Raw genomic sequence first — 25297 nt, 5'->3', positions numbered from 1 at the left:
ATCCGTACAAAAGAGTATAGTTTGCACACCTGTATCAGCGAAGATTTTTCAAGCGCTGATCGATGTCGTGGAAGACCTGATCGATTGCTTGGTCACCGTTCACTGTTACAAGATAGCCCTTATCGTTGTAGAAGTCCAATATCGGTTTTTGCTGCTCGATATTGACTTCCAAACGTTTTTTCACCGTTTCCGGCTTATCGTCGTCTCGCTGGATCAGCGCAGTACCATCCTTGTCACAAACCCCTTCTTCTTTCGGAGGATTGAAGACAGTATGATACGTAGTGCCGCATGTCGGACAAACCCATCTGCCAGATAAACGCTCCACCAATTTCTCCTGCGGAACCTCTACATGTAAGACGTAATCTACATTAGCATTCAATTCGTCCAGCAATGCGTCAAGCGCCTGGGCCTGAGCAAGCGTACGAGGAAAACCGTCAAGTAAAAATCCGTTATTGGTGTCATCCTTGCCCAAACGGTCTCGGACTATACCAATTGTTACTTCATCCGGAACTAGTTTCCCCTGGTCCATGTAAGCTTTCGCTTCACGGCCAAGCTCCGTTCCTTCTTTTATTGCAGCTCGGAACATATCTCCTGTTGAGATATGAGGGATGCTATATTTATCAACAATCTTATCTGCCTGAGTCCCTTTACCGGCACCCGGCAGACCCATAAGAATCAAGTTCAACGAAATTCCCCTCGCTCTCGTCTGTTTGTAGACTGTTCTCTATTTCATGAAGCCTTTGTAATGCCGCTTCACTAACTGGCTTTCTAACTGCTTCATCGTCTGTAACGCTACCCCTACCACGATCAGCAGGCTCGTTCCTCCGATTTGGACAGAAGTCGGCAAGTTGGCAATAGAGCCCAAGATGATAGGCAATACAGCTACAGCAGCCAAGAAGAGAGACCCAACGAAGGTTAAACGATACATCACACTGGTGAGGTACGTTTCCGTGCTTTTCCCTGGGCGTATACCCGGGATGTAGCCACCTTGCTTGTTTAAGTTCTCTGCCATTTGTTCCGGATTGACCTGAACAAATGTATAGAAATAACTAAATGCAAGAATCAGGACTACATAGATGACCATCCCAATTGGTTGCGTATAATCGAATACGTTCTCGATCGTAGTTGCTACATTTCCTTCAAAGAAGCTCGCGATGGTACGCGGTGCATAAATAAAGGAAACTGCGAAAATTACAGGGATTACTCCAGCAGCGTTCACTTTAATCGGTAAGTGGGTGGACTGGCCGCCTACTTGTGCACGATTGGAAGTACGCTTCGAATACTGGATTGGAATTTTACGAAGTGCCTGCGTGATATAAATCACACCAACAATTACGGCAATGATCACAATAGCGATGATTGCAACGATCACGACATTCAGGAATAGATCATCCCCTGGATTGCTGAAATACTGTTCCCAAAGCTGGTTCAAACCATTCGGGATAGCAGCAGCGATTCCGGCGAAGATGATAATGGAAATACCATTACCTACACCATGAGCTGTGATCTGTTCTCCTAACCACATCAAGAATGCTGTTCCCGCAGTCAAAACAAGAGTTATGACAGCGAATTTGTAGAAACTTGGATCGGATATCAGCATGCCGCCGGACAACTGGTTGAAGCCGATGGACATACCGACCGCCTGTATTAACGCTAGCACGATGGTGGCATAACGAGTCACCTGTGCCAACTTACGACGACCCATCTCCCCTTGCTTTTTCCACTCACTGAATGTCGGTACGACATCCATTTGCAGAAGCTGCATGATGATCGAGGCAGTGATGTACGGCATGATACCCATTGCTAAGATGGAGAAATTCTGCAATGCACCGCCGCCAAACGTATTCAGGAAGCCGAAGACGTTCTGCTGGTTCATGAAATCGATCGCGGAACGATCGGTGAACGGAACCGGAATGAACGTACCGATCCTGAAGATGATCAGCATAAGCAATGTGAAGATGATTTTATTTCGTATATCTTTTACACGCATAAAATTGGAGATTGTACGAAACATTAGATCACCTCTGTTTGACCGCCCGCTGCCTCGATAGCTTCTTTAGCAGAAGATGAGAACTTGTGAGCTTTAACAGTAAGTTTCTTTTCAAGTTTCCCGTTTCCAAGAACTTTGATACCGGCTCTCAATTTGCTTACAACTCCGCTTTCAAGTAGAAGCTCTGGAGTTACCTCTGTACCCTCTTCAAAACGGTTAAGGGTTTCAAGGTTGACAATTGAGTACTCAGTACGATGGATGTTAGTGAATCCACGTTTAGGAAGACGTTGGAATAGTGGCATTTGGCCACCTTCGAAACCTGGACGTACACCGCCGCCAGAACGTGCTTTTTGTCCTTTATGTCCACGGCCGGATGTTTTACCGTTACCAGAAGACATACCGCGACCTACACGATTGCGAGTTTTACGTGTTCCTTCTGCTGACTTCAATTCATGAAGTTTCATACTGGCACCTCCTCTTATTTACATTAAAATCATTATACTTCTTTGACTGATACTAGATGAGAAACTCTGTTGATCATGCCGCGAACAGTTGGATTGTCTTCCAATACAACTGTTTGACGGATCTTTTTAAGACCTAGAGCAGCGACAGTTTTACGCTGTTTTTCAAGTCTTCCGATCGTACTGCGCGTGAGGGTGATTTCTAATTTGTTAGCCATGTGCTTTCCCTCCTTATCCTAACAGTTCTTCTACAGACTTTCCACGAAGTTTCGCAACTTCTTCTGCACGTTTCAATCTGCTAAGTCCGTTTAGAGTAGCACGAACCATATTGATTGGTGTGTTGGAACCTAGTGATTTGGAAAGGATGTCTCCGATGCCACCAAGCTCAAGTACCGCACGTACAGGTCCACCGGCGATAACTCCAGTACCTTCCGCAGCTGGCTTCATCAAGATGTTGCCCGCGCCGAATTCACCGATGATTTCATGTGGAATAGTTGTACCGACGATAGGTATAGTGATTAGATTTTTCTTCGCGTCTTCAATAGCTTTACGGATCGCTTCTGGTACTTCTTGTGCTTTACCAGTACCGAAACCTACATGGCCGTTTTTGTCACCTACTACTACAAGAGCAGCGAAGCGGAAACGACGACCACCTTTTACTACTTTAGCAACACGGTTAACCGTTACTACGCGTTCTTCAAGATCAAGTTTGTTCGGGTCAATTGTTGTACGCAAGTTGTGTCCCTCCTTTTGGATTAGAATTTAAGACCAGCTTCACGAGCTGCATCAGCCAATGCTTTAACACGTCCGTGGTAAAGGTAGCCTCCACGGTCAAATACGATTGTTGTTACGCCAGCTTCTTTCGCACGGTTAGCAACTGCTTCTCCGACCTTTTGAGCTGCCTCCACGTTGCTAGTAGCTTCCAAGTTAAGGCTAGCATCCTTAGTAGAAGCACTTGCAAGTGTTTTACCTGTTGTATCATCGATCAACTGTGCGTAGATGTGTTTGTTGGAACGGTATACGTTCAAACGTGGACGCTCAGATGTTCCTGAAATGCTTTTACGAACACGGTTATGTCTTCTCTTACGCGATTCGTTTTTTGCAGGTTTTGTAATCATTCAGGTCACTCCTTTCTGGTTTAACAAAAACCTTATTTCGCTGTTTTACCTTCTTTACGACGTACGAATTCACCTTCGTAACGGATTCCTTTACCTTTGTAAGGCTCTGGAGGACGGATTGCACGGATGTTAGCAGCTACTGCGCCAACTGCTTCCTTATCGATACCTTTAACAACTACACGAGTGTTGGCAGGAACATCGATTTCAATTCCATCACGGTTTTCAACTTCGACTGGATGAGAGTAACCAGCGTTGATCACGACTTTGTTGCCTTGTTTTGTGGCACGGTAACCTACACCAATGATTTCAAGAGCTTTCTCAAAACCAGTGTGTACGCCTTGTACCATGTTTCCGATAACGGCACGAGTAGTACCGTGAAGAGCACGGTGTTCTTTGCTGTCAGATGGGCGTTCAACAGTTAGAACGTTCTCTTCGATTTTAATCACCATATCTTGGTGGAATGTACGAGTCAATTCCCCTTTAGGACCTTTAACAGTCAACGTGTTGTTATCGTTCTTGATTTCAACACCAGCAGGGATTTCAAGAATCTTTTTACCTACGCGGGACATATGTGCACCTCCTTACTAATTGTTGGGAATTACCAAACGTATGCTAGCACTTCGCCGCCGACAGCTTGCTCACGTGCTTCTTTATCAGACAATACGCCTTTGGAAGTTGATACTACTGCAATACCAAGTCCGTTAAGGACACGTGGGATTTCAGTGGATTTCGCGTAAACACGAAGACCAGGTTTACTGATACGTTTGATACCAGTGATAACACGCTCGTCGTTTTTACCGTATTTCAAAAAGATGCGTAGTACACCTTGTTTGTCATCTTCTACGAATTCGTAATCACGAATAAAGCCTTCACGTTTAAGGATATCAGCAACATCCTTTTTCAACTTAGAAGCAGGAAGCTCCAGTTTTTCATGACGAACAGTATTTGCATTACGAATACGAGTTAGCATATCTGCGATAGGATCTGTCATAACCATTAATCATTACCTCCTTCCCTGATTTAGGGGATTACCAGCTTGCTTTTTTAACGCCAGGAATTTGACCTTTATAGGCTAGTTCACGGAAACAAATACGGCATAGCTTGAATTTACGTAGTACAGAGTGTGGACGTCCGCAACGTTCGCAGCGAGTGTACTCTTGTACTTTGAATTTCTGTGGGCGCTGTTGTTTCGCGATCATAGATTTTTTAGCCACAATATTCCCTCCTTTTTACCTTTATTTTTGGAAAGGCATGCCTAGCTGAGTAAGTAGCTCACGAGCTTCTTCGTCAGTGTTGGCTGTAGTTACGATAACGATGTCCATTCCACGTACTTTGCTTACTTTATCGTAATTGATTTCTGGGAAGATTAGCTGTTCTTTAACACCTAGCGTATAGTTTCCACGCCCGTCAAACGCTTTGTTTGAGATCCCACGGAAGTCACGTACACGTGGAAGGGAAACTGCGATTAGCTTTTGAAGGAATTCGTACATACGCTCACCGCGCAATGTAACTTTCGCTCCGATTGGCATACCTTCACGAAGACGGAAACCGGCGATGGATTTCTTCGCTTTCGTGATGATTGGCTGCTGACCAGCAAGCAAAGCCAATTCCTCCACTGCAGAATCAAGTGCTTTTGAGTTTTGAACGGCGTCACCGACACCCATATTTACAACGATCTTTTCGATCTTTGGTACTTGCATAACAGATTTATAGCTGAATTTTTCCATTAGGGATGGAGAAATTTCACCTTGGTATCTTTGTTTCAATTCATTCATCGAGTAGCCCTCCTTTCAGAAGAAATTATTTATCGATAGCTTGACCGGATTTCTTAGCGATACGGACTTTTTTGCCGTCTTTCACTTCGTAGCCTACGCGAGTCGGCTCTCCAGTTTTAGGATCGATCAGCATTACGTTAGAAACGTGAATGGCTGCTTCGATTTCAAGGATTCCGCCTTGCGGGTTATCCTGGGAAGGTTTCGCGTGTTTTTTGACGATGTTTACACCTTCGACAAGAACACGGTCTTTCTTCGGATAAGCTTCAAGGATGGTACCTTCTTTACCACGATCTTTACCAGTGATTACTTTAACTTTGTCACCTTTTTTTACATGCATGTGTACTGCACCTCCTTAACAAGGCATTGAGTTGTATTACAATACTTCAGGAGCAAGGGATACGATCTTCATGAACTTAGCGTCACGCAATTCACGTGCAACTGGTCCGAAGATACGAGTACCTCTTGGGCTCTTGTCATCTCTTATGATAACAGCTGCATTCTCATCGAATTTGATGTAAGAACCATCTTTACGACGAACACCGCTTTTCGTACGTACGATTACCGCTTTAACAACTTCACCTTTTTTGACAACGCCACCAGGTGTTGCTTGTTTCACCGTACAAACGATCACGTCACCAATGTTAGCTGTTTTACGGCCAGATCCGCCTAGAACTTTAATAGTTAGGACTTCACGAGCACCAGAGTTATCAGCGACTTTCAAACGAGTCTCTTGTTGAATCATACGAGTGTTACCTCCCTTCGGAATCCTTCCGAGCGATCTTTAATTAGATAATTACTGCTTCTTCTACTACTTCAACCAAACGGAAACGTTTCGTTGCAGACAATGGACGAGTCTCCATGATACGAACCAAGTCACCAGTTTTTGCTGTGCCGTTCTCATCATGTGCTTTGAACTTTTTAGAGTACTTAACACGCTTGCCGTACAGCTTGTGAGTTTTGTAGGTTTCAACAAGAACAGTGATTGTTTTATCCATTTTATCGGATACAACACGTCCAACGTAGACTTTACGATTGTTACGTTCACTCATGTCGCGAACCTCCTCTCGGAATTTAGTTATTTACGCTTAATTCTCTTTCACGAACAACTGTCTTCATGCGAGCAATTGTCTTGCGGACTGTGCGAATACGTGCAGTATTCTCAAGTTGTCCTGTAGCTAATTGGAAGCGCAGGTTGAAAAGTTCTTCTTTAAGAGACTTAACTTTTTGTTCAATTTCGGCAGTGGTCAGTTCTTTGATTTCATTAGCCTTCATTGATTTCACCACCAATTTCTTCACGTTTTACGATCTTTGTTCTTACTGGCAGTTTGTGAGAAGCAAGACGCAATGCTTCGCGAGCCACCTCTTCAGATACTCCAGCGATTTCGAACATGATCTTACCAGGTTTCGTTACAGCTACCCAGCCTTCAGGAGAACCTTTACCGGAACCCATTCGGACTTCTAGAGGTTTTTTCGTGTATGGCTTATCCGGGAAGATTTTGATCCATACTTTACCGCCACGTTTCATGTAACGAGTCATAGCGATACGGGCAGATTCGATTTGACGGCTAGTGATCCAAGCTGGATCAAGAGCTTGAAGACCCCATTCACCAAATGCGACTTCTGTACCGCCTTTGGCACGGCCATTCAATTTACCACGATGTTGTCTACGATATTTTACGCGTTTAGGCATTAACATAATGCTTTTCCCCCTTCCTTATCGGTTGTTTTTAGTTGGAAGGACTTCGCCACGGTAGATCCATACTTTAACGCCAAGCTTACCATAAGTTGTATCAGCTTCAGCTGTGCCATAGTCGATGTCAGCACGTAGAGTATGAAGTGGAACTGTTCCTTCGCTGTAAGATTCTGCACGAGCGATATCTGCTCCGCCTAGTCGACCGGAAACTTGTGTACGGATACCTTTGGCACCAGCACGGATTGCACGTTGCAATGTTTGTTTCTGAGCACGACGGAATGAGATACGGTTTTCAAGTTGACGAGCGATGTTGTCTGCTACCAATTTAGCATCAAGATCGACACGTTTCACTTCTACGATGTTGATGTGAACACGTTTGCCAGTAAGGCTGTTCAATGCTTTACGAAGTGCTTCGACTTCGGAACCGCCTTTACCGATTACCATACCAGGTTTACCAGTATGAATAGAGATATTTACACGGTTAGCAGCACGTTCGATTTCCACTTTGGAAAGCGCAGCATCTTTCAAACGTTGTTCTAAATAATCACGGATTCTAATATCTTCGTGTAGCAAATCGGCGTAATCTTTGCCACCGTACCACTTGGAATCCCAGTCACGGATGACGCCGACGCGAAGACCTGTCGGATTTACTTTTTGACCCACTGCTTAACCCTCCTTCTTTTCTGTAACAACCACTGTGATGTGGCTAGTACGTTTGTTGATTTGGCTTGCACGACCTTGTGCACGTGGACGGAAACGTTTCAATGTAGCACCTTCGTTGACGAATGCTTCAGAGATAACAAGGTTATCCGTATCCATTTCATAGTTGTGCTCTGCGTTAGCAACTGCAGAACGAAGTACTTTCTCTACTGCCAATGATGCACCACGCTGAGTGTGACGCAGGATTGCAATAGCTTCTCCGACATTTTTTCCTCGAATTAAATCAACAACTAAGCGAACCTTACGAGGAGCAATGCGAACTGATTTTGCCATAGCTTTTGCTTGCATTTAGGATTGCCTCCCCTCTTAGCGTTTTGTTTTCTTGTCGTCCGCTGCGTGTCCTCTGTACGTGCGAGTTGGCGCGAATTCACCAAGTTTATGACCTACCATATCTTCAGTAACATAAACAGGTACGTGTTTACGGCCATCGTACACAGCGATCGTGTGTCCAACGAATGTTGGGAAAATAGTGGAACGACGAGACCAAGTTCTGATTACTTGTTTTTTGTCGTCTTCATTCAATTTGTCGACTTTCTTTAGCAAATGGTCATCTGCGAAAGGTCCTTTTTTCAAGCTGCGACCCATACATAAACCTCCCTTTGCGATATGGAGACGGGTGAAAATCCCCGCCTTGCTACCACATTATTTTTTACGCTTACGTACGATAAATTTATCGGACTGCTTGTTACGTTTACGTGTTTTGTAACCAAGTGTCGGTTTACCCCATGGAGACATTGGTGATTTACGTCCGATTGGAGCGCGTCCTTCACCACCACCGTGTGGGTGATCATTAGGGTTCATTACAGATCCGCGAACTGTAGGGCGTTTGCCTAACCAGCGAGAGCGTCCTGCTTTACCAACAGTGAGTAGTTCATGTTCCAAGTTACCGACCTGACCGATTGTAGCACGGCAAGTACCCAGTACTAGACGTACTTCACCAGAAGTTAGTCTTACAAGAACATATTTACCTTCACGGCCAAGGATTTGTGCTTGTGCACCAGCAGAACGAGCCAGCTGAGCACCGCGGCCTGGTTTCAACTCGATGTTGTGGATGATCGTACCAACTGGGATTGTAGCAAGCTCCATAGCGTTACCCACTTTGAAGTCAGCACCTTCACCAGAATAGATCTCCATTCCTACTTCCAAGCCTTTCGGAGCAAGGATGTAGCGTTTTTCACCATCTACATAGTGAATTAGAGCGATATTCGCAGTACGGTTTGGATCGTACTCGATTGTAGCAACGCGTCCTGGTATTCCATCTTTGTCGCGTTTGAAGTCGATGATACGGTATTGACGTTTGTGTCCACCACCTTGGTGACGCACTGTCAATCTACCTTGGTTGTTACGTCCGCCACGTTTGTGAAGCGGTGCAAGCAATGATTTCTCAGGCTTGTCAGTTGTGATTTCAGCAAAATCCGATACAGACATGTTACGACGTCCGTTAGAGGTCGGTTTATACTTTTTAATCGCCATCGTTGTTTCCCTCCTTCTCTTTTAGTTCTTAAACACCTTCGAAGAAGTCGATTTCTTTACTGTCTTCTGTAAGTGTCACTACTGCTTTTTTACGATCTGGGCGGTATCCGCCATAACGACCTTGACGTTTGAATTTACCTTTTAGGTTAAGAGTGTTCACTTGTTCCACTTTAACACCGAAGATCACTTCAACCGCTTGTTTGATTTCAATTTTGTTGGCACGTTTGTCAACTTCGAAAGTGTATTTCTTATCGACCATAAGGTCTGAAGAATGTTCCGTAATTACAGGGCGCTTAATAATATCACGTGGTTCTCTCATTATGCAAGCACCTCCCCTGCTTTTTCAGCTGCCTCTTTCGTTAAGATCAGCTTATCATGCGTAAGCAAGTCAAGAACGTTAACTTCGCTTTGAGTCAACACTTTAACGTTTTTAAGGTTGTTTGCAGAACGTGCAACAGTTTCGTCTTTATCTGCAGTAACGATCAATACCTTGCTATCTACGTTCAGTGCGTTAAGCATAGCGACAACATCTTTCGTTTTTGGAGCGTCAAATGCAAGGTTCTCCAATACTACGATGTTTTCTTCTTGTACTTTAGAAGATAGTGCTGATTTAAGCGCTAGACGACGAACTTTTTTAGGTAGTTTGTAGCTGTAGCTGCGTGGAGTCGGTCCGAATACTGTTCCACCGCCAACCCATTGTGGTGAACGGATGGATCCTTGACGTGCGCGGCCAGTACCTTTTTGACGCCATGGCTTTCTTCCACCGCCTCGTACTTCTGAACGTCCTTTTACTTTATGCGTACCTTGACGCATGGAAGCACGCTGCATTAGTACTGCTTCGTGTAATACATGTGTGTGTGGCTCGATACCGAAAACGGAATCGTTCAATTCGATTTCACCGACTTGAGATCCGCTCTGGTTGAATAGTGCTACTTTAGGCATGATATATCCTCCCTTCGTATTGTGAATTAGTTACCTTTAACGGCACTTGATACTTTCACGTAAGATTTTTTCGCACCAGGTACATTACCTTTAACAAGGATAAGGTTGCGCTCAGCGTCAACTTTAACGATCTCAAGGTTTTGAACAGTGATTTGCTCTCCGCCCATTTGTCCTGGCAGTGCTTTACCTTTGAAAACGCGCATTGGGTCAATTACACCCATGGAACCTGGTCTTCTGTGGTAACGGGAACCGTGTGACATAGGTCCGCGGGATTGGTTATGGCGCTTGATCGCACCTTGGAATCCTTTACCTTTGGAAGTACCTGTTACATCCACTACGTCTCCAGCTGCGAAAATCTCTACGCTAACCTCTTGCCCAACTTCGTGTTCGTCAAGAGCAGCGTCACGGATTTCACGAATGTAGCGCTTAGGTGTTGTGTTTGCTTTCTCAGCATGGCCCTTTGCGGGTTTGTTAGAGTTGTTTGCTTTCTGATCAGCAAATCCTAGTTGCAATGCATTGTAACCATCAGTTTCGACAGTTTTCTTTTGAAGAATTACGTTTGGTTCAGCTTGGATAACTGTTACAGCTTGAAGTTCACCACTTTCAGTGAATAGCTGTGTCATGCCGATCTTGCGTCCCAAGATTCCTTTCGTCATCCGTTACACCTCCTATTTTGTGTAAAATTATAGTTTAATTTCGATGTCCACACCGGACGGTAAGTCAAGTCTCATCAAAGAATCAACTGTTTGCGGTGTAGGACTAACGATATCGATAAGACGTTTGTGAGTGCGCATTTCGAACTGCTCACGAGAGTCTTTGTATTTGTGCACCGCACGTAGAATTGTGTATACAGATTTCTCTGTAGGAAGCGGAATCGGACCTGATACGTTCGCACCAGAACGTTTCGCTGTATCTACGATTTTCTCTGCAGACTGATCCAAGATTCTGTGATCGTATGCTTTCAAACGGATTCTGATTTTCTCTTTTGCCATTATTTTCCCTCCTTTATCGCCCTTATTATTTAGGACATTCTCAGCGGAAATTAACTTGACCACCCTGCCATGGCAAAGGGGCCTGGTGTGCCAACAACCTCCCGCATCATCGCCTTTAAATGACCAACATTATAATTATATAGAAAAAACGCGGTCAATGCAAGTCTTATCTAAGTTTACAGCCTAATAGACTGCAATCCCCCATAAGATGACACTTTATGTATTATACAGAGGCTGCATTAGGTTTTCAAGTCATTTCAGCATTTTTTACATTTATCTGGTGCTGCCAATCTCTGGCTGTTCATATACATAAAAAAACAGACAGCACGTCTGCTGTCTGTTTTTTCTATAATGTTATATCAGCTTACGCTTCGATAACAGATACAACGCCTGATCCAACAGTACGGCCACCCTCACGGATAGAGAAGCGAGTACCGTCTTCGATAGCGATTGGAGAGATAAGCTCAACAGACATCTCTGTGTTATCGCCAGGCATTACCATTTCAGTACCTTCTGGAAGGTTAACTACGCCAGTTACGTCCGTTGTACGGAAGTAGAACTGTGGACGGTAGTTAGTGAAGAATGGAGTGTGACGTCCACCTTCTTCTTTAGAAAGAACGTAAACTTCAGCTTTGAACTTTGTGTGTGGAGTGATTGTACCTGGTTTAGCAAGTACTTGACCACGGTTTACATCATCACGGGAGATACCGCGAAGAAGTGCACCGATGTTGTCTCCAGCTTCAGCGTAGTCAAGAAGCTTACGGAACATTTCTACACCTGTAACAGTTGTTTTCTTAGGCTCGTCGTTAAGACCGATGATGTCGATTTCGTCACCGACTCTAACTTCACCGCGCTCAACACGGCCAGTTGCTACTGTACCACGACCAGTGATGGAGAATACGTCCTCAACTGGCATCATGAATGGTTTTTCTTTGTCGCGCTCTGGAGTTGGGATGTATGAATCTACCGCATCCATAAGTTCGAAGATTTTACCTTCCCAGTCAGCGTCGCCTTCAAGTGCTTTAAGAGCAGAACCTTTGATAACTGGTACATCGTCACCAGGGAAGTCGTATTCGCTTAGTAGATCGCGAACTTCCATTTCAACAAGCTCAAGAAGCTCTTCGTCGTCAACCATGTCACATTTGTTAAGGAATACTACGATCGCAGGTACACCTACGTTACGGGAAAGTAGGATGTGCTCACGAGTTTGTGGCATTGGACCATCAGCAGCAGATACTACTAGGATAGCTCCGTCCATCTGTGCAGCACCAGTGATCATGTTTTTGACATAGTCAGCGTGACCTGGGCAGTCAACGTGCGCATAGTGGCGAGTTTCTGTTTCGTACTCAACGTGTGCAGTAGAGATTGTGATACCACGTTCTCTTTCTTCTGGAGCACCATCGATTTGATCGTAAGCCATCGCTTCACCAGAACCGGATTTCTTGTGAAGTACAGTTGTGATAGCTGCAGTTAGTGTTGTTTTACCATGGTCAACGTGTCCGATTGTACCAACGTTAACGTGGGATTTGGAGCGGTCGAATTTTTCTTTACCCATTAGTAATTCCTCCTTAAATATGGAAATATCTCATGTAATAGATAGTATGTTTCTTGTACTTCGGAAGCATACGCGCACGCACGCTTCCAATACAAGTTATACTTGATTACTGGCAAAAAATCAATTATTGACCAGCGTTTTTCTTGATAATTTCTTCTCCAACGCTTTTCGGCACTTCTTCATAGTGGTCGAATGTCATTGTGTAAGTTCCGCGACCTTGTGTGTTGGAACGCAACGCTGTTGCGTAACCGAACATTTCAGCAAGCGGCACGAATGCATTTACAACCTGGGAAGGTCCGCGTGTATCCATACCTTCTACACGTCCGCGACGGGAAGTGATGTCTCCCATGATGTCTCCCATGTATTCTTCAGGGATGACAACTTCCACTTTTACAAGTGGTTCCAAGATGACTGGGTTACATTTGTTCTTAGCGTTTTTAAGCGCCATGGAAGCTGCAACTTTAAAGGCCATCTCGTTGGAATCGACATCGTGATAGCTTCCATCAAATAGAGATGCTTTAACGTCGATTAGCGGATAACCAGCCAATACACCGTTTTCCATCGCTTCTTTGATACCAGCTTCAACAGATGGGATGTATTCACGTGGAACTACACCACCAACGATTTTGTTTTCGAACTCGAAACCAGCGCCTTCTTCGTTTGGCTCGAATTTGATCCAAACGTGTCCGAACTGACCGCGACCACCGGACTGACGTACGAATTTACCTTCGACTTCAGCAGATGCACGGAATGTTTCACGGTAAGCAACCTGTGGAGCACCTACGTTTGCTTCAACTTTGAATTCACGACGCATACGGTCGACGATGATATCCAAGTGAAGCTCACCCATACCGGAGATGATAGTCTGACCAGTTTCCGGGTTTGTTTCAGTTTTGAATGTAGGATCTTCCTCAGCAAGTTTACCAAGGGCAACGGACATCTTATCTTGGTCCGCTTTTGTTTTTGGTTCGATCGCAACAGAGATAACTGGCTCTGGGAATACCATGGACTCAAGGATAACAAGTGATTTTTCATCACATAGAGTATCACCAGTCGTAGTATCTTTCAAACCAACAGCCCCGGCGATATCACCAGCGTAAACTTTGGAAATCTCTTCCCGGCTGTTAGCGTGCATTTGTAGGATACGGCCTACGCGCTCACGCTTGTCCTTCGTGGAGTTTTTCACGTAAGAACCAGCTTCCAATGTACCAGAGTACACACGGAAGAAAGTAAGTTTACCAACGAACGGGTCAGTTGCAACTTTGAAGGCAAGTGCACTGAATGGCTCGCTGTCGCTTGATTTACGTACGATTTTCTCTTCAGTACCAGGAACGATACCTTCGATAGCCGCTACGTCAGTTGGTGCCGGAAGATAATCGACAACACCGTCGATTAGCAGCTGAACACCTTTGTTTTTGAATGCTGATCCACAGAATACTGGGTAGAATTCAACGGAAAGAGTCGCTTTACGGACAGCTTGTTTAAGCTCTTCGTTAGAGATCTCTTCTCCTTCAAGATAGCGTTCCATAAGATCTTCATCTTGTTCCGCTACTGCTTCAATTAGATTCGTGCGGTATTCATCCACAAGATCTTGCATGTCAGCAGGGATATCACGAGTCTCGAATTTTTGTCCAAGATCATCGAGATAGAAATGAGCTTCCATTGTAATCAGGTCGATGATTCCTTCGAAATCATCTTCCGCACCAATTGGAAGTTGCACTGGGTGCGCGTTAGCGCCCAAGCGCTCGTGCATCGTCTTAACGGAATAAAGGAAGTCTGCACCTGTTTTATCCATTTTGTTGACGAATACGATACGAGGTACACCGTATGTTGTAGCCTGACGCCAAACCGTTTCAGTTTGCGGCTCAACACCGGACTGTGCATCAAGAACAGTTACCGCACCATCAAGTACACGCAAGGAACGTTCTACTTCGACTGTGAAGTCTACGTGTCCTGGTGTATCGATGATGTTGATACGGTGACCTTTCCATTGAGCAGTTGTTGCAGCGGATGTGATTGTGATACCACGTTCCTGCTCCTGCTCCATCCAGTCCATCTGAGAAGCACCTTCATGAGTTTCTCCGATTTTGTGGATACGTCCTGTATAGAATAGAATACGCTCTGTTGCAGTTGTTTTACCAGCATCGATGTGAGCCATGATACCGATATTACGCGTATTTTCTAAGGAGAACTCTCTAGCCATTCGGTATTTCTCCTTCCTAGAGTGAATTTAAGATAGATCTTACCAGCGGTAGTGAGCAAACGCTTTGTTCGCTTCCGCCATTTTATGCATATCTTCACGTTTTTTAACGGATGCACCAGTATTGTTGGAAGCATCAAGAATTTCGTTGGCAAGACGCTCTTCCATTGTTTTCTCGCCGCGTAGACGGGAGTAGTTCACAATGTAACGAAGACCTAGTGCTTGACGACGCTCTGGACGTACTTCAACTGGTACTTGGTAGTTGGAACCACCCACACGGCGTGCGCGTACTTCAAGTACAGGCATGACGTTCTTCATGGACTGTTCGAAAACCTCCATTGGATCGTTTCCACTACGTTCTTTAACTAGTTCAAATGCTGCATAAAGAATCTTTTGAGCTTTACCGCGTTGTCCGTCAACCATGATTTGGTTGATCAAACGAGTTACCAATTTAGAGTTATACAACGGATCTGGCAACACATCACGTTTAGCTACAGGACCTTTTCTTGGCATATGTTCTCCTCCTTTCCTTTGATGGTTAGCTTATTTGAGTCTTATTTTTTAGGGCGTTTCGTACCATATTTGGAACGACCTTGTGCGCGGCCGTCAACACCTGAAGTATCAAGCGCACCACGTACGATATGGTAACGTACACCCGGTAAGTCTTTTACACGTCCGCCGCGGATCAAAACAACACTGTGCTCTTGCAAGTTGTGTCCGATACCAGGAATGTAGGCAGTAACCTCGATTCCGTTTGTCAAACGTACACGTGCATATTTACGCAATGCGGAGTTCGGTTTCTTCGGAGTCATTGTACCAACACGAGTACAAACACCACGTTTTTGTGGAGAAGACTGGTTAGTCAAAGATTTCTTGAAGCTGTTGTACCCTCTGTTCAAAGCTGGAGAGTCAGATTTCTTTGTTTTGCTTACGCGACCTTTGCGTACTAATTGGTTAATAGTAGGCATGTTTTTTCCTCCTTTCAAAGCTTTTTGTAATACCACACATCCAGGTGGTTCATTTTTGGGCAAAAAACAAAGCTTTCACGAGCTGAGCTAGCATCAGCTGCGCCAAAACTATTTTTTGATTGCCACAGTAGCTGTCCCTACATCTATGCCACAAGCTTCACCTAGTCGTTTCATAGAATCGACTTGGATCGCCAGTATGCCTAATTCTTCTGCCAGCTTTCTCACCTGGCTGGTAATATGCTTGGCAGCGTCATCTGCAATGACAACTGATTTCACTTGGCCTTGCTTCATGGCCTTGAGTGTTTGCTTGGTTCCGATAACGATTCCCGTTTTAGCTTGTGCTACTTTTTCATAAGACATATGCATATCCTCCAAAGTATACAAGGAGAATCGGAAGCACCTTGAATATAGTATCACTCAAGCAAGCTGATGTCAATCACCTTTACGAGAGATTTACAGTGCTTCCGATAATTTATTTGTTTCCTTGTTTATTAGGGCACCGTTACGGTGTTACAGATTCGATTTCCTGTTCTTCTGTCACTTCTTCAGGTGTATCCAATTTCGCTTTGATCTTGCGGTACTGCGGCATACCAGTACCAGCAGGAACGAGCTTACCGATGATGACATTCTCTTTCAAGCCGAGAAGTTCATCGCGCTTACCTTTGATGGCTGCATCAGTAAGGACACGAGTTGTTTCCTGGAAGGAAGCAGCAGACAAGAATGAATCCGTTTCAAGAGAAGCTTTTGTGATACCAAGCAATACTGGTTTACCGCTGGCTGGCTGGAAACCTTCTCGCAAGACTTCACGGTTTGCTTCTTTGAATTGGTGGATTTCCAGAAGTGATCCTGGCAATACATCTGTTTGACCAGAATCGATGACACGTACTTTGCGAAGCATCTGGCGAACCATTACTTCTACGTGTTTATCGCCGATTTCTACCCCTTGCATACGGTATACTTTCTGCACTTCTTTCAATAGATACTGCTGAACGCCGGCCACACCGCGAACGCGAAGCAATTCTTTCGGATCGACAGAACCCTCTGTAAGTTCCTGACCAGCTTCGATTGCATCTCCTTCAGCCACACGCAGACGTGCACCATACGGAGCTGTGTATGTCTTCGTTTCAACTGTACCTTGAATAACGATCTCTTGTTTTTCTTTCACTTCATTGATCTCGATGACTGTACCTTTGATCTCAGAGATGACAGCCTGACCTTTAGGGTTACGCGCCTCGAACAATTCCTGGATACGCGGCAAACCTTGCGTGATATCGTCACCGGCTACCCCACCTGTGTGGAATGTACGCATTGTAAGCTGTGTTCCTGGCTCACCGATGGATTGTGCAGCGATGATACCGACTGCTTCGCCGACTTCGACGTCGCTGCCAGTTGCAAGGTTGCGGCCGTAACATTTCTTACATGCACCGTGTTTCGTGTTACATGTGAAGACTGTACGGATGGCAACTTCTTCGATACCTGCATCAACAATTTGTCTTGCTGTATCTTCGTCGATCAATTCGTTCTTCTCGATGATCACATCGCCTGTTTCCGGATGTTTGACATTCTCGAACGCAGTACGGCCGACAAGGCGATCATACAATGGTTCGATCATTTCAGTTCCTTCTGTCAGTGCACGGACTCTCAAGCTGCGGTCAGTTCCGCAATCTTCTTCACGGATGATGACATCCTGCGCTACGTCAACAAGACGACGAGTCAAGTAACCGGAATCGGCAGTTTTCAGTGCTGTATCGGCTAGACCTTTACGCGCACCGTGCGTAGAGATGAAGTACTCTAGTACTGTCAGACCCTCACGGAAACTGGACTTGATCGGCAACTCGATGATTCGACCAGCCGGGTTGGCCATCAAACCACGCATACCAGCAAGCTGCGTGAAGTTGGATGCGTTACCGCGGGCACCGGAATCACTCATCATGAAGATAGGGTTACGGTTGCTCAAGGACTTCATCAGGCGTTCCTGGATGTCATCCTTCGCTTTGGACCAGATGGAAATGACGCGGTCATAACGCTCTTCTTCCGTGATCAAACCACGGCGGAACTGTTTCAGCACTTTATCCACACGGGATTGTGCTTCATCTAGGATTTCCGTTTTCTCTTTCAATACGACGATATCGGAGATACCAACCGTAATACCTGCTTTAGTGGAATAACTGAATCCAAGGTCTTTCATGCGGTCAAGCATTTTAGACGTTTCACTGATCTTGAAGCGTTTGAACACTTCTGCAATGATGTCGCCTAGGAAACCTTTTTTGAATGGGGAGATAATGTCGCGTTTTGCGATCTCCTCTTTGATATTCGCACCCTTCTCAACGAAGTAGTGTACAGGTGTTTTTTCTTCCAAGTTCTCGCGAGTCGGTTCGTTCATGTAAGGGAACGAGCTCGGCAAGATCGTGTTGAAGATAAGTTTACCTACTGTTGTAAGCAGGATTTGGTTGTTTTGCTCTTCTGTGAACGTTTCATTGTTCAAAGAGCCGGCATCTACTGCTACACGTGTGTGCAAGTGTACATAACCGTTCTGGTAAGCAAGCATTGCTTCGTTAACATCTTTGAAGACTTTACCTTCGCCGATTGCACCTTCACGCTCAAGAGTAAGGTAGTAGTTACCTAGTACCATATCCTGAGACGGTGTTACGACTGGTTTACCGTCTTTCGGGTTCAAGATGTTCTGTGCAGCAAGCATAAGGATACGAGCCTCTGCTTGTGCTTCTGCAGATAGAGGTACGTGAACGGCCATCTGGTCACCATCGAAGTCAGCGTTATAAGCTGTACATACAAGCGGGTGAAGACGGATCGCACGGCCTTCCACCAATGTTGGTTCGAATGCCTGGATACCTAGGCGGTGAAGCGTAGGTGCGCGGTTAAGCAGTACTGGATGCTCGCGGATGACTTCCTCGAGTACATCCCATACTTCCGGATGCAGGCGCTCGATTTTCCGTTTTGCGGATTTGATGTTATGCGCAAGTCCTTTTTCAACCAATTCTTTCATGATGAATGGTTTGAACAGCTCAAGCGCCATTTCTTTCGGAAGACCACACTGATACATCTTCAGATGCGGACCTACGACGATTACGGAACGTCCGGAGTAGTCTACCCGTTTACCAAGCAAGTTCTGACGGAAACGTCCTTGTTTCCCTTTCAGCATATGGGAAAGAGATTTCAATGGACGGTTACCAGGACCTGTGACAGGTCGGCCGCGGCGGCCGTTATCGATCAACGCGTCAACTGCTTCCTGCAGCATACGTTTTTCGTTTTGTACGATGATGCTAGGCGCACCAAGGTCCAATAGACGTTTCAGACGATTATTCCGGTTGATTACCCGGCGATAAAGGTCGTTCAAGTCAGATGTGGCAAATCGGCCACCATCAAGCTGAACCATCGGGCGAAGCTCAGGAGGGATGATTGGAAGTACATCCAACACCATCCAAGAAGGTTCATTGCCGGAGTGACGGAATGCTTCCATCACTTCCAAGCGCTTGATCGCACGTGTTCTGCGCTGCCCTTGTGCCGTTTTCAATTCTTCGCGAAGTGTTTCCACTTCTTTTTCCAAGTCGATGTCTGAAAGAAGCTTACGGATCGCTTCTGCACCCATTTGAGCTTGGAATGTGTTGCCGTATTTCTCACGATAGAGGCGGTATTCTTTCTCGGAAAGAAGTTGCTTCTTCTCAAGAGCGGTATCACCTGCGTCTGTCACGATGTACGCTGCGAAATAAATAACTTCTTCCAGTGCACGTGGAGACATATCCAGCACAAGCCCCATACGGCTCGGAATACCTTTGAAGTACCAAATGTGAGACACAGGAGCTGCTAGCTCGATGTGTCCCATACGCTCACGGCGCACTTTGGCTTTCGTAACTTCCACGCCGCAGCGATCACATACGACGCCTTTATAACGGACGCGTTTGTATTTACCGCAATGACATTCCCAGTCCTTTTGGGGACCGAAGATGCGCTCACAGAACAAACCGTCTTTTTCAGGCTTCAACGTACGGTAGTTGATCGTTTCCGGCTTTTTAACTTCTCCATAAGACCAAGAACGAATCTTATCAGGTGAAGCCAAACCTATTTTCATAAACTCAAAATTATTTACATCTATCAAGGGGCCTACCTCCCTTTTAGTATCCCGTTACTGCCCTGCAGTCGATGCTTGGGCGCCTTAACCTTCCTGTACATCAAGATTGATGCGGTCAGGTACTTGCGTCTCGTCTTCATCTTCGAGTTCTCGCATTTCTACTTCTTCTTCATCACCATTGAGGATCTTGACATCCATACCAAGACTCTGAAGCTCTTTAATCAATACTTTGAACGATTCTGGTACACCAGGTTCCGGTACATTATCACCTTTGACAATCGATTCATACGTCTTCACACGTCCGACTACGTCATCGGATTTGACAGTAAGAATCTCTTGCAAGGTATATGCCGCACCATATGCTTCCAGTGCCCATACCTCCATCTCACCGAAACGCTGTCCACCGAACTGTGCTTTACCACCGAGAGGCTGCTGCGTCACTAGTGAATAAGGACCTGTGGAACGAGCATGCAGCTTGTCATCAACCATGTGCGCAAGCTTGATCATGTACGATACACCGACAGATACACGGTTATCGAATGGTTCACCAGTTCTTCCATCGTAAAGGATCGTTTTGGCATCACGCGGCATACCGGCTTCTTCGAGCGTTTCCCAAACATCTTCTTCACGCGCACCATCGAATACTGGTGTTGCAACGTGGATACCCAGCGCACGAGCTGCCATACCCAAGTGAAGCTCAAACACCTGTCCGATGTTCATACGGGATGGTACCCCTAGTGGGTTAAGCATGATATCGACCGGTGTACCGTCCGGCATGAACGGCATATCTTCTTCCGGAAGAATTTTGGAGATAACCCCTTTGTTACCGTGTCGTCCGGCCATTTTATCCCCTTCAGAAATCTTACGTTTCTGAACGATGTAAACACGTACAAGCTGGTTTACACCTGGAGGTAATTCATCGCCATCTTCACGGTTGAAGATCTTGACATCCAATACGATACCGCCGGCCCCGTGTGGTACACGAAGGGATGTATCACGGACTTCGCGAGCCTTCTCGCCGAAGATTGCATGCAATAGACGTTCTTCTGCAGATAGTTCCGTTACACCTTTAGGCGTTACTTTACCAACTAACAGATCACCATCGGAAACCTCGGCACCTACACGGATGATTCCGCGTTCATCAAGGTTCTTCAATGCATCTTCCCCTACGTTCGGGATGTCGCGGGTGATTTCTTCTGGTCCAAGCTTCGTATCACGTGCTTCTGATTCGTATTCCTCGATGTGGATGGATGTGTACACATCATCTTTCACAAGGCGTTCGCTCATGATGATGGCATCCTCGTAGTTGTAACCTTCCCACGTCATGAAGGCAACAAGTACGTTGCGTCCAAGTGCAAGTTCTCCGTCCTGCATGGAAGGTCCATCGGCAAGGATTTCACCTTTGGTCACGCGGTCGCCGACGCTGACGATCGGACGTTGGTTATAGCAAGTTCCTTGGTTGGAACGATTGAATTTTTGCAGACGATAGCGATCTGTATCGCCTTTGACTTCACTGCCGCCAACTTCCGTTATACGGCGTACAATGATTTCTTTCGCTTCAACGCGCTCTACGACACCTTCTGCTTTACAGATGACCGCTGCACCGGAGTCTTTACCGGATACATATTCCATACCTGTACCTACGATCGGTGCTTCCGGCTGCATCAACGGCACTGCTTGTCGCTGCATGTTCGCACCCATCAATGCACGGTTGGAGTCATCGTTTTCCAAGAACGGGATACACGCTGTCGCGGCGGAAACAACCTGTTTCGGCGATACGTCCATGTAATCGATACGCTCACGAGCAACAATTGTATTCTCTTCACGGAAACGGGCAACGACTTCTTCGTTTTCGAAGCCGCCATCTTCCGTCAATGGAGAGTTCGCCTGTGCGATAACGTAGTTGTCCTGCTCATCGGCAGTCAGGTAATCAATTTGTTCCGTTACACGGTTCGTTTCCGGATCGACGCGGCGGTAAGGTGTCTCGATGAAACCGAATTTATTCACTTTCGCATAAGTGGAAAGAGAGTTGATCAAACCGATGTTCGGACCCTCAGGCGTTTCAATCGGACACATTCTGCCGTAGTGGGAATAGTGTACGTCACGGACTTCAAAGCCTGCACGTTCCCGAGTCAAACCACCAGGTCCCAAAGCAGAAAGACGGCGTTTATGCGTCAATTCGCCAAGCGGGTTAGTCTGGTCCATGAACTGGGAAAGCTGGGAGCTTCCAAAGAATTCTTTGATGGATGCAATCACCGGACGGATATTGATCAGCTGCTGCGGCGTGATGGCGGATGTATCCTGAATGGACATACGCTCGCGCACCACACGCTCCATACGGGATAGTCCGATACGGAATTGGTTCTGAAGCAATTCACCGACAGAACGCAATCTTCTGTTACCAAGGTGATCGATGTCATCTGTGTCGCCAACTTCATACAGTAGGTTGAAGAAGTAGCTGACTGCTGCCACGATATCGGCAGGGTCGAGGTTCTTCACGCTGTCGTCAACTGTAGCGTTACCAGTGACGTTCAATGTACGTTCGCCTTCCGGATCTGTTGGGTCGACGATTTTGATTGTCTGAACCATGATTTGATCTTCCACTACACCATCATGCGGTTCTAGGATGTTCTCACCGAACTTGCCATTCGTACCGTCAAGATGAGGAAGGATCTTATCAAGCAGACGTCGATCCAGTTTGTCGCCTTTTTGTGCCAGCACTTCGCCAGTCTCTTCATCAACGATAGGCTGAGCCAATGTCTGATTGAATAGACGGTTTTTGATATGAAGCTTTTTATTCATTTTATAACGGCCTACATGTGCAAGGTCGTAACGCTTTGGATCGAAGAAGCGGGAAACAAGCAAGCTTTTCGCGTTGTCTACAGTAGGCGGCTCTCCCGGACGAAGACGCTCATAGATTTCAAGCAATGCTTTTTCGGTAGTTTCCGTGTTGTCTTTCTCCAATGTGTTGCGAAGGTACTCATTCTCACCTATGAGATCGATGATTTCCTGATCGCTTCCGAATCCAAGCGCGCGAAGCAGGACAGTGATAGGAAGCTTACGCGTACGGTCGATACGGACATGGACTACATCCTTTGCATCCGTCTCGAATTCAAGCCATGCACCACGGTTAGGAATTACAGTCGCTGTATGGCCGCGTTTCCCGTTTTTGTCGAATTTCTCACTGAAATAAACACTAGGGGAGCGAACAAGCTGTGATACGATTACGCGTTCAGCACCGTTGATGATGAACGTACCTGTATCTGTCATCAATGGGAAGTCGCCCATGAATACTTCCTGTTCTTTTACTTCGCCTGTTTCATTGTTCAACAAGCGGACTTTCACACGAAGCGGAGCGTTATAAGTAACGTCTCTTTCTTTTGCTTCATCTACTGGATATTTCGGTTCGCCAAGGCTATAGTCGACAAATTCCAGCGATAAATTACCCGCGAAATCCTCGATCGGGGAAATATCCTGGAACATCTCTCGTAATCCTTCTTCTAAGAACCATTCATAAGAAGCGGTTTGAATCTCGATAAGATTCGGTAACTCTAGCACTTCACTAATACGTGCATAGCTTCTGCGCTGGCGGTGTCGTCCATACTGAACTACTTGACCTGTCAACAGCTTCACCCCTCAAATCAAACATTAGTAATGTATTCAAGCTGCAATCTTAGAGACCGCAGTAAATCAACATCCTGCAGCAAGTTTCACTTGCTGTCTACTTCCTGTGCGGCCAACCTTCTTCGGATAAAGGTCTGCCTGAATTGCTGGAATGCCGATTGACTTTCCAAGCAATAAATTATATATTGTAGCTAACATAAATGAATCGCCACAATATTTGCATTGTTCACATCTTCCGTTTACATAGAAAAGCATTCGCATAAATACGAATGTGATGTGAATGTTGTAATGAGACGGGCTTATCCTTCCTGTTTAACAAACATCAGAAAGTGGTATAGTTCCAACAGCGAAACACTCCGACTGTCCTTCCTGCGCCGCCTTCAAGCTAAAAGCGAAAAAGGTTTTTTCATAAAAACCGTTAAAAATTCAGCTTGCTAGCTCCTCCGAAATGGCGACATAACCCTGATCATACATATTTAGATAAAATCGACAAAGGCAAAAATACAATATTGATAGCAGTCTTGCCATTCGGCCGACAGTTTAAACACGATCCCCAAAGAAAATTATAATCCTCTCCGAGTATCGTTATCTATTGGCATTTTACAATACTACCACAAGCTTTTATGCGAGTCAATCTTTTTTGGCTAATAGAATATAATAGCCTTTATCCTTCTTCACAATTTCGCATGAACCGAACAGCTGATTCAATTTTTCCTGAGCAGATGGGGCACCTTGTTTCTTTTGAATGACAACCCAGAGCTCACCTTGAGGGAGCAATGCCTGGTAGCTCTCTTCAAACAACTGATGTACAACCTTCTTGCCTGCCCGGATTGGAGGGTTGGTAGCAATTGCCGCGAATTTCCGGTCCGAAAAAGCGGTCAAGCGATCACTCACATAAAATTGTGTATTACTCGCCCCATTCGCTTCAGCATTCTGTTTTGCAAGTGATACTGCACGTTCATTGACATCACTCATCACAATAGAACGATCTGCGAAAGCTTTTGCAAATGAAATGCCGATCGGTCCATATCCACAGCCAAGATCCAGTATATCCCCTTCTATTTCCGGCTCCGTGAAGACATCAATCAAAACCCTGGACCCGAAATCCACTTCCTTTTTGGAAAATACTCCGCTATCCGAAGTGAATACAAGTTCATTGCCTTTCAATGTGAAGCGCCATGTAGCAGGAGCACTTTTGGATTGCGGCTGATTGGTATAATAATGATCCGACATAATTGGTCACCTTCTTTTTCAGGATCCATTCACGATTGCCATGGAGAGATAGATAAAAGGAAAGCTCGCCCGAGGGCGAGCTTTCGTGTTATTACTTAACTTCTACAGAAGCTCCAGCTTCTTCAAGTTTAGCTTTAAGTTCTTCAGCTTCGTCTTTAGATACGCCTTCTTTGATGTTGCCAGGAGCGTTATCTACAAGATCTTTAGCGTCTTTAAGACCTAGGCCAGTTGCTTCGCGTACAGCTTTAACAACTTTGATTTTGGAAGCGCCAGCGCTTGTAAGAACAACGTCAAATTCAGTTTTCTCTTCAGCAGCTTCAGCAGCACCGCCACCAGCAACAGCTACAGGAGCTGCAGCAGTAACGCCGAATTCTTCTTCGATAGCTTTAACAAGATCGTTCAATTCTAGAACGGACATACCTTTAATCTCTTCAATGATTGTCTCTTTAGACATGATATTTCCTCC

33 protein-coding genes are annotated in these 25297 nt (G+C 45.5%); all 33 read right to left on the bottom strand.

The annotated features are described in order from the left end of the window. Positions 1–34: 34 nt before the first annotated feature. The 33 genes from AB1K91_RS17005 to rplL all read right to left on the bottom strand — a co-directional run bounded on the left by AB1K91_RS17005 (position 35) and on the right by rplL (position 25285). Positions 35–685: an adenylate kinase gene (locus tag AB1K91_RS17005; protein ID WP_413091559.1), complete on the bottom strand. Its 651-nt coding sequence runs from the start codon at positions 683–685 to the stop codon at positions 35–37. A 39-nt stretch (positions 686–724) separates the two neighbouring features. Next, on the bottom strand, positions 725–2014 hold the full coding sequence (gene secY / locus AB1K91_RS17000) for a preprotein translocase subunit SecY (RefSeq protein ID WP_413091557.1): 1290 nt from the start codon (positions 2012–2014) through the stop codon (positions 725–727). After that, a complete protein-coding gene (rplO, locus tag AB1K91_RS16995) occupies positions 2014–2454 on the bottom strand; it encodes a 50S ribosomal protein L15 (protein ID WP_413091555.1) in 441 nt (146 codons plus the stop codon). The genes secY and rplO overlap by 1 nt, the downstream gene beginning before the upstream one ends. Positions 2455–2486: 32 nt before the next feature. Further along, positions 2487–2669, bottom strand: coding sequence for a 50S ribosomal protein L30 (rpmD, locus tag AB1K91_RS16990; RefSeq protein WP_413091553.1), 183 nt, complete (start codon positions 2667–2669; stop codon positions 2487–2489). 13 nt (positions 2670–2682) lie between these two features. Then, complete coding sequence (rpsE, locus tag AB1K91_RS16985; RefSeq protein ID WP_038565226.1) at positions 2683–3186, bottom strand: 30S ribosomal protein S5; 504 nt, start codon at positions 3184–3186, stop codon at positions 2683–2685. 20 nt (positions 3187–3206) lie between these two features. After that, positions 3207–3569: a 50S ribosomal protein L18 gene (rplR, locus tag AB1K91_RS16980; RefSeq protein WP_413091552.1), complete on the bottom strand. Its 363-nt coding sequence runs from the start codon at positions 3567–3569 to the stop codon at positions 3207–3209. Between the two features lie 32 nt (positions 3570–3601). Then, the gene (rplF, locus tag AB1K91_RS16975) at positions 3602–4138 is read right to left on the bottom strand and encodes a 50S ribosomal protein L6 (RefSeq protein WP_413091551.1); all 537 of its coding nucleotides are present in this window, start codon (positions 4136–4138) and stop codon (positions 3602–3604) included. A gap of 29 nt (positions 4139–4167) precedes the next feature. Beyond that, positions 4168–4566, bottom strand: coding sequence for a 30S ribosomal protein S8 (gene rpsH, locus AB1K91_RS16970; protein ID WP_038565217.1), 399 nt, complete (start codon positions 4564–4566; stop codon positions 4168–4170). 31 nt (positions 4567–4597) lie between these two features. Then, positions 4598–4783 (bottom strand): 30S ribosomal protein S14, encoded by a 186-nt coding sequence (rpsN, locus tag AB1K91_RS16965; protein WP_077304134.1) that lies wholly within the window; start codon positions 4781–4783, stop codon positions 4598–4600. Between the two features lie 21 nt (positions 4784–4804). Further along, on the bottom strand, positions 4805–5344 hold the full coding sequence (gene rplE, locus AB1K91_RS16960; RefSeq protein ID WP_093728570.1) for a 50S ribosomal protein L5: 540 nt from the start codon (positions 5342–5344) through the stop codon (positions 4805–4807). Positions 5345–5369: 25 nt separating this feature from the next. Beyond that, positions 5370–5681, bottom strand: coding sequence for a 50S ribosomal protein L24 (rplX, locus tag AB1K91_RS16955; protein WP_093728571.1), 312 nt, complete (start codon positions 5679–5681; stop codon positions 5370–5372). Positions 5682–5717: 36 nt separating this feature from the next. Beyond that, the gene (gene rplN / locus AB1K91_RS16950) at positions 5718–6086 is read right to left on the bottom strand and encodes a 50S ribosomal protein L14 (RefSeq protein WP_093728572.1); all 369 of its coding nucleotides are present in this window, start codon (positions 6084–6086) and stop codon (positions 5718–5720) included. 43 nt (positions 6087–6129) lie between these two features. Continuing rightward, positions 6130–6393 carry a 30S ribosomal protein S17 gene (gene rpsQ / locus AB1K91_RS16945; RefSeq protein ID WP_093728573.1) on the bottom strand — a complete coding sequence of 88 codons (264 nt, stop codon included), beginning with the start codon at positions 6391–6393 and terminating at the stop codon, positions 6130–6132. Between the two features lie 22 nt (positions 6394–6415). Then, the gene (gene rpmC / locus AB1K91_RS16940) at positions 6416–6616 is read right to left on the bottom strand and encodes a 50S ribosomal protein L29 (protein ID WP_038565198.1); all 201 of its coding nucleotides are present in this window, start codon (positions 6614–6616) and stop codon (positions 6416–6418) included. Continuing rightward, positions 6606–7040: a 50S ribosomal protein L16 gene (gene rplP, locus AB1K91_RS16935; protein ID WP_093728574.1), complete on the bottom strand. Its 435-nt coding sequence runs from the start codon at positions 7038–7040 to the stop codon at positions 6606–6608. The genes rpmC and rplP overlap by 11 nt, the downstream gene beginning before the upstream one ends. An 18-nt stretch (positions 7041–7058) precedes the next feature. Next, a complete protein-coding gene (gene rpsC / locus AB1K91_RS16930) occupies positions 7059–7700 on the bottom strand; it encodes a 30S ribosomal protein S3 (RefSeq protein WP_093728575.1) in 642 nt (213 codons plus the stop codon). Between the two features lie 3 nt (positions 7701–7703). Beyond that, complete coding sequence (gene rplV / locus AB1K91_RS16925) at positions 7704–8045, bottom strand: 50S ribosomal protein L22 (RefSeq protein WP_093728576.1); 342 nt, start codon at positions 8043–8045, stop codon at positions 7704–7706. A gap of 18 nt (positions 8046–8063) precedes the next feature. Continuing rightward, positions 8064–8342, bottom strand: coding sequence for a 30S ribosomal protein S19 (rpsS, locus tag AB1K91_RS16920; RefSeq protein WP_038565186.1), 279 nt, complete (start codon positions 8340–8342; stop codon positions 8064–8066). A 57-nt stretch (positions 8343–8399) separates the two neighbouring features. Next, positions 8400–9230: a 50S ribosomal protein L2 gene (gene rplB, locus AB1K91_RS16915; RefSeq protein ID WP_093728577.1), complete on the bottom strand. Its 831-nt coding sequence runs from the start codon at positions 9228–9230 to the stop codon at positions 8400–8402. Positions 9231–9258: 28 nt separating this feature from the next. Then, positions 9259–9549 carry a 50S ribosomal protein L23 gene (gene rplW, locus AB1K91_RS16910; protein ID WP_093728578.1) on the bottom strand — a complete coding sequence of 97 codons (291 nt, stop codon included), beginning with the start codon at positions 9547–9549 and terminating at the stop codon, positions 9259–9261. Further along, entirely contained in the window at positions 9549–10172 is a 624-nt protein-coding gene (gene rplD, locus AB1K91_RS16905) for a 50S ribosomal protein L4 (RefSeq protein WP_413091545.1), read from the bottom strand. The genes rplW and rplD overlap by 1 nt, the downstream gene beginning before the upstream one ends. Positions 10173–10198: 26 nt before the next feature. Next, positions 10199–10828: a 50S ribosomal protein L3 gene (gene rplC / locus AB1K91_RS16900; protein ID WP_413091543.1), complete on the bottom strand. Its 630-nt coding sequence runs from the start codon at positions 10826–10828 to the stop codon at positions 10199–10201. Between the two features lie 27 nt (positions 10829–10855). Beyond that, a complete protein-coding gene (gene rpsJ / locus AB1K91_RS16895; RefSeq protein ID WP_038565171.1) occupies positions 10856–11164 on the bottom strand; it encodes a 30S ribosomal protein S10 in 309 nt (102 codons plus the stop codon). 364 nt (positions 11165–11528) lie between these two features. Further along, positions 11529–12719 (bottom strand): elongation factor Tu, encoded by a 1191-nt coding sequence (gene tuf / locus AB1K91_RS16890; protein WP_413091541.1) that lies wholly within the window; start codon positions 12717–12719, stop codon positions 11529–11531. 124 nt (positions 12720–12843) lie between these two features. Further along, positions 12844–14922 (bottom strand): elongation factor G, encoded by a 2079-nt coding sequence (gene fusA / locus AB1K91_RS16885; protein ID WP_413091539.1) that lies wholly within the window; start codon positions 14920–14922, stop codon positions 12844–12846. Positions 14923–14961: 39 nt separating this feature from the next. After that, positions 14962–15432: a 30S ribosomal protein S7 gene (rpsG, locus tag AB1K91_RS16880; protein WP_093728583.1), complete on the bottom strand. Its 471-nt coding sequence runs from the start codon at positions 15430–15432 to the stop codon at positions 14962–14964. Between the two features lie 41 nt (positions 15433–15473). Further along, on the bottom strand, positions 15474–15887 hold the full coding sequence (rpsL, locus tag AB1K91_RS16875; RefSeq protein WP_038565163.1) for a 30S ribosomal protein S12: 414 nt from the start codon (positions 15885–15887) through the stop codon (positions 15474–15476). A 108-nt stretch (positions 15888–15995) separates the two neighbouring features. Then, the gene (locus tag AB1K91_RS16870; RefSeq protein ID WP_093728584.1) at positions 15996–16247 is read right to left on the bottom strand and encodes a 50S ribosomal protein L7ae-like protein; all 252 of its coding nucleotides are present in this window, start codon (positions 16245–16247) and stop codon (positions 15996–15998) included. Positions 16248–16389: 142 nt separating this feature from the next. Next, positions 16390–20001, bottom strand: a complete 3612-nt coding sequence (gene rpoC, locus AB1K91_RS16865) for a DNA-directed RNA polymerase subunit beta' (protein ID WP_413091537.1) — start codon at positions 19999–20001, stop codon at positions 16390–16392. A gap of 57 nt (positions 20002–20058) precedes the next feature. Then, positions 20059–23598 carry a DNA-directed RNA polymerase subunit beta gene (gene rpoB / locus AB1K91_RS16860; RefSeq protein WP_413091536.1) on the bottom strand — a complete coding sequence of 1180 codons (3540 nt, stop codon included), beginning with the start codon at positions 23596–23598 and terminating at the stop codon, positions 20059–20061. 66 nt (positions 23599–23664) lie between these two features. Then, positions 23665–23796 carry a hypothetical protein gene (locus AB1K91_RS16855; protein WP_413091534.1) on the bottom strand — a complete coding sequence of 44 codons (132 nt, stop codon included), beginning with the start codon at positions 23794–23796 and terminating at the stop codon, positions 23665–23667. A gap of 432 nt (positions 23797–24228) precedes the next feature. After that, positions 24229–24831 carry a class I SAM-dependent methyltransferase gene (locus AB1K91_RS16850; protein WP_413091532.1) on the bottom strand — a complete coding sequence of 201 codons (603 nt, stop codon included), beginning with the start codon at positions 24829–24831 and terminating at the stop codon, positions 24229–24231. A gap of 91 nt (positions 24832–24922) precedes the next feature. After that, positions 24923–25285 (bottom strand): 50S ribosomal protein L7/L12, encoded by a 363-nt coding sequence (gene rplL, locus AB1K91_RS16845; RefSeq protein WP_095216548.1) that lies wholly within the window; start codon positions 25283–25285, stop codon positions 24923–24925. Positions 25286–25297 lie beyond the last annotated feature (12 nt).

The organism is Terribacillus jepli, from assembly GCF_047228925.1.
Lineage (GTDB): Bacteria > Bacillota > Bacilli > Bacillales > Amphibacillaceae > Terribacillus.
Note: the sequence above shows the minus strand (reverse complement) of the source record. Positions and strands in the feature narration are given on the sequence as shown.

Excerpts from the sequence above, each read along its gene's own strand:
- rpsJ (WP_038565171.1), bottom strand. The coding sequence starts at position 11,164 with ATGGCAAAAGAGAAAATCAGAATCCGTTTGAAAGCATACGATCACAGA.
- AB1K91_RS16855 (WP_413091534.1), bottom strand. The coding sequence starts at position 23,796 with ATGTTAGCTACAATATATAATTTATTGCTTGGAAAGTCAATCGGCATT.
- secY (WP_413091557.1), bottom strand. The coding sequence starts at position 2,014 with ATGTTTCGTACAATCTCCAATTTTATGCGTGTAAAAGATATACGAAAT.
- rpsQ (WP_093728573.1), bottom strand. The coding sequence starts at position 6,393 with ATGAGTGAACGTAACAATCGTAAAGTCTACGTTGGACGTGTTGTATCC.
- tuf (WP_413091541.1), bottom strand. The coding sequence starts at position 12,719 with ATGGGTAAAGAAAAATTCGACCGCTCCAAATCCCACGTTAACGTTGGT.
- rplC (WP_413091543.1), bottom strand. The coding sequence starts at position 10,828 with ATGACGAAAGGAATCTTGGGACGCAAGATCGGCATGACACAGCTATTC.
- rplF (WP_413091551.1), bottom strand. The coding sequence starts at position 4,138 with ATGTCCCGCGTAGGTAAAAAGATTCTTGAAATCCCTGCTGGTGTTGAA.
- rplN (WP_093728572.1), bottom strand. The coding sequence starts at position 6,086 with ATGATTCAACAAGAGACTCGTTTGAAAGTCGCTGATAACTCTGGTGCT.
- rplP (WP_093728574.1), bottom strand. The coding sequence starts at position 7,040 with ATGTTAATGCCTAAACGCGTAAAATATCGTAGACAACATCGTGGTAAA.
- rpsH (WP_038565217.1), bottom strand. The coding sequence starts at position 4,566 with ATGGTTATGACAGATCCTATCGCAGATATGCTAACTCGTATTCGTAAT.
- rpsL (WP_038565163.1), bottom strand. The coding sequence starts at position 15,887 with ATGCCTACTATTAACCAATTAGTACGCAAAGGTCGCGTAAGCAAAACA.
- AB1K91_RS16870 (WP_093728584.1), bottom strand. The coding sequence starts at position 16,247 with ATGTCTTATGAAAAAGTAGCACAAGCTAAAACGGGAATCGTTATCGGA.
- rplD (WP_413091545.1), bottom strand. The coding sequence starts at position 10,172 with ATGCCTAAAGTAGCACTATTCAACCAGAGCGGATCTCAAGTCGGTGAA.
- rplL (WP_095216548.1), bottom strand. The coding sequence starts at position 25,285 with ATGTCTAAAGAGACAATCATTGAAGAGATTAAAGGTATGTCCGTTCTA.
- rplW (WP_093728578.1), bottom strand. The coding sequence starts at position 9,549 with ATGAGAGAACCACGTGATATTATTAAGCGCCCTGTAATTACGGAACAT.
- rplE (WP_093728570.1), bottom strand. The coding sequence starts at position 5,344 with ATGAATGAATTGAAACAAAGATACCAAGGTGAAATTTCTCCATCCCTA.
- rplO (WP_413091555.1), bottom strand. The coding sequence starts at position 2,454 with ATGAAACTTCATGAATTGAAGTCAGCAGAAGGAACACGTAAAACTCGC.
- rpmD (WP_413091553.1), bottom strand. The coding sequence starts at position 2,669 with ATGGCTAACAAATTAGAAATCACCCTCACGCGCAGTACGATCGGAAGA.
- AB1K91_RS16850 (WP_413091532.1), bottom strand. The coding sequence starts at position 24,831 with ATGTCGGATCATTATTATACCAATCAGCCGCAATCCAAAAGTGCTCCT.
- rplB (WP_093728577.1), bottom strand. The coding sequence starts at position 9,230 with ATGGCGATTAAAAAGTATAAACCGACCTCTAACGGACGTCGTAACATG.
- rplV (WP_093728576.1), bottom strand. The coding sequence starts at position 8,045 with ATGCAAGCAAAAGCTATGGCAAAATCAGTTCGCATTGCTCCTCGTAAG.
- rpsG (WP_093728583.1), bottom strand. The coding sequence starts at position 15,432 with ATGCCAAGAAAAGGTCCTGTAGCTAAACGTGATGTGTTGCCAGATCCG.
- rpsS (WP_038565186.1), bottom strand. The coding sequence starts at position 8,342 with ATGGGTCGCAGCTTGAAAAAAGGACCTTTCGCAGATGACCATTTGCTA.
- fusA (WP_413091539.1), bottom strand. The coding sequence starts at position 14,922 with ATGGCTAGAGAGTTCTCCTTAGAAAATACGCGTAATATCGGTATCATG.
- rplX (WP_093728571.1), bottom strand. The coding sequence starts at position 5,681 with ATGCATGTAAAAAAAGGTGACAAAGTTAAAGTAATCACTGGTAAAGAT.
- rpmC (WP_038565198.1), bottom strand. The coding sequence starts at position 6,616 with ATGAAGGCTAATGAAATCAAAGAACTGACCACTGCCGAAATTGAACAA.
- rplR (WP_413091552.1), bottom strand. The coding sequence starts at position 3,569 with ATGATTACAAAACCTGCAAAAAACGAATCGCGTAAGAGAAGACATAAC.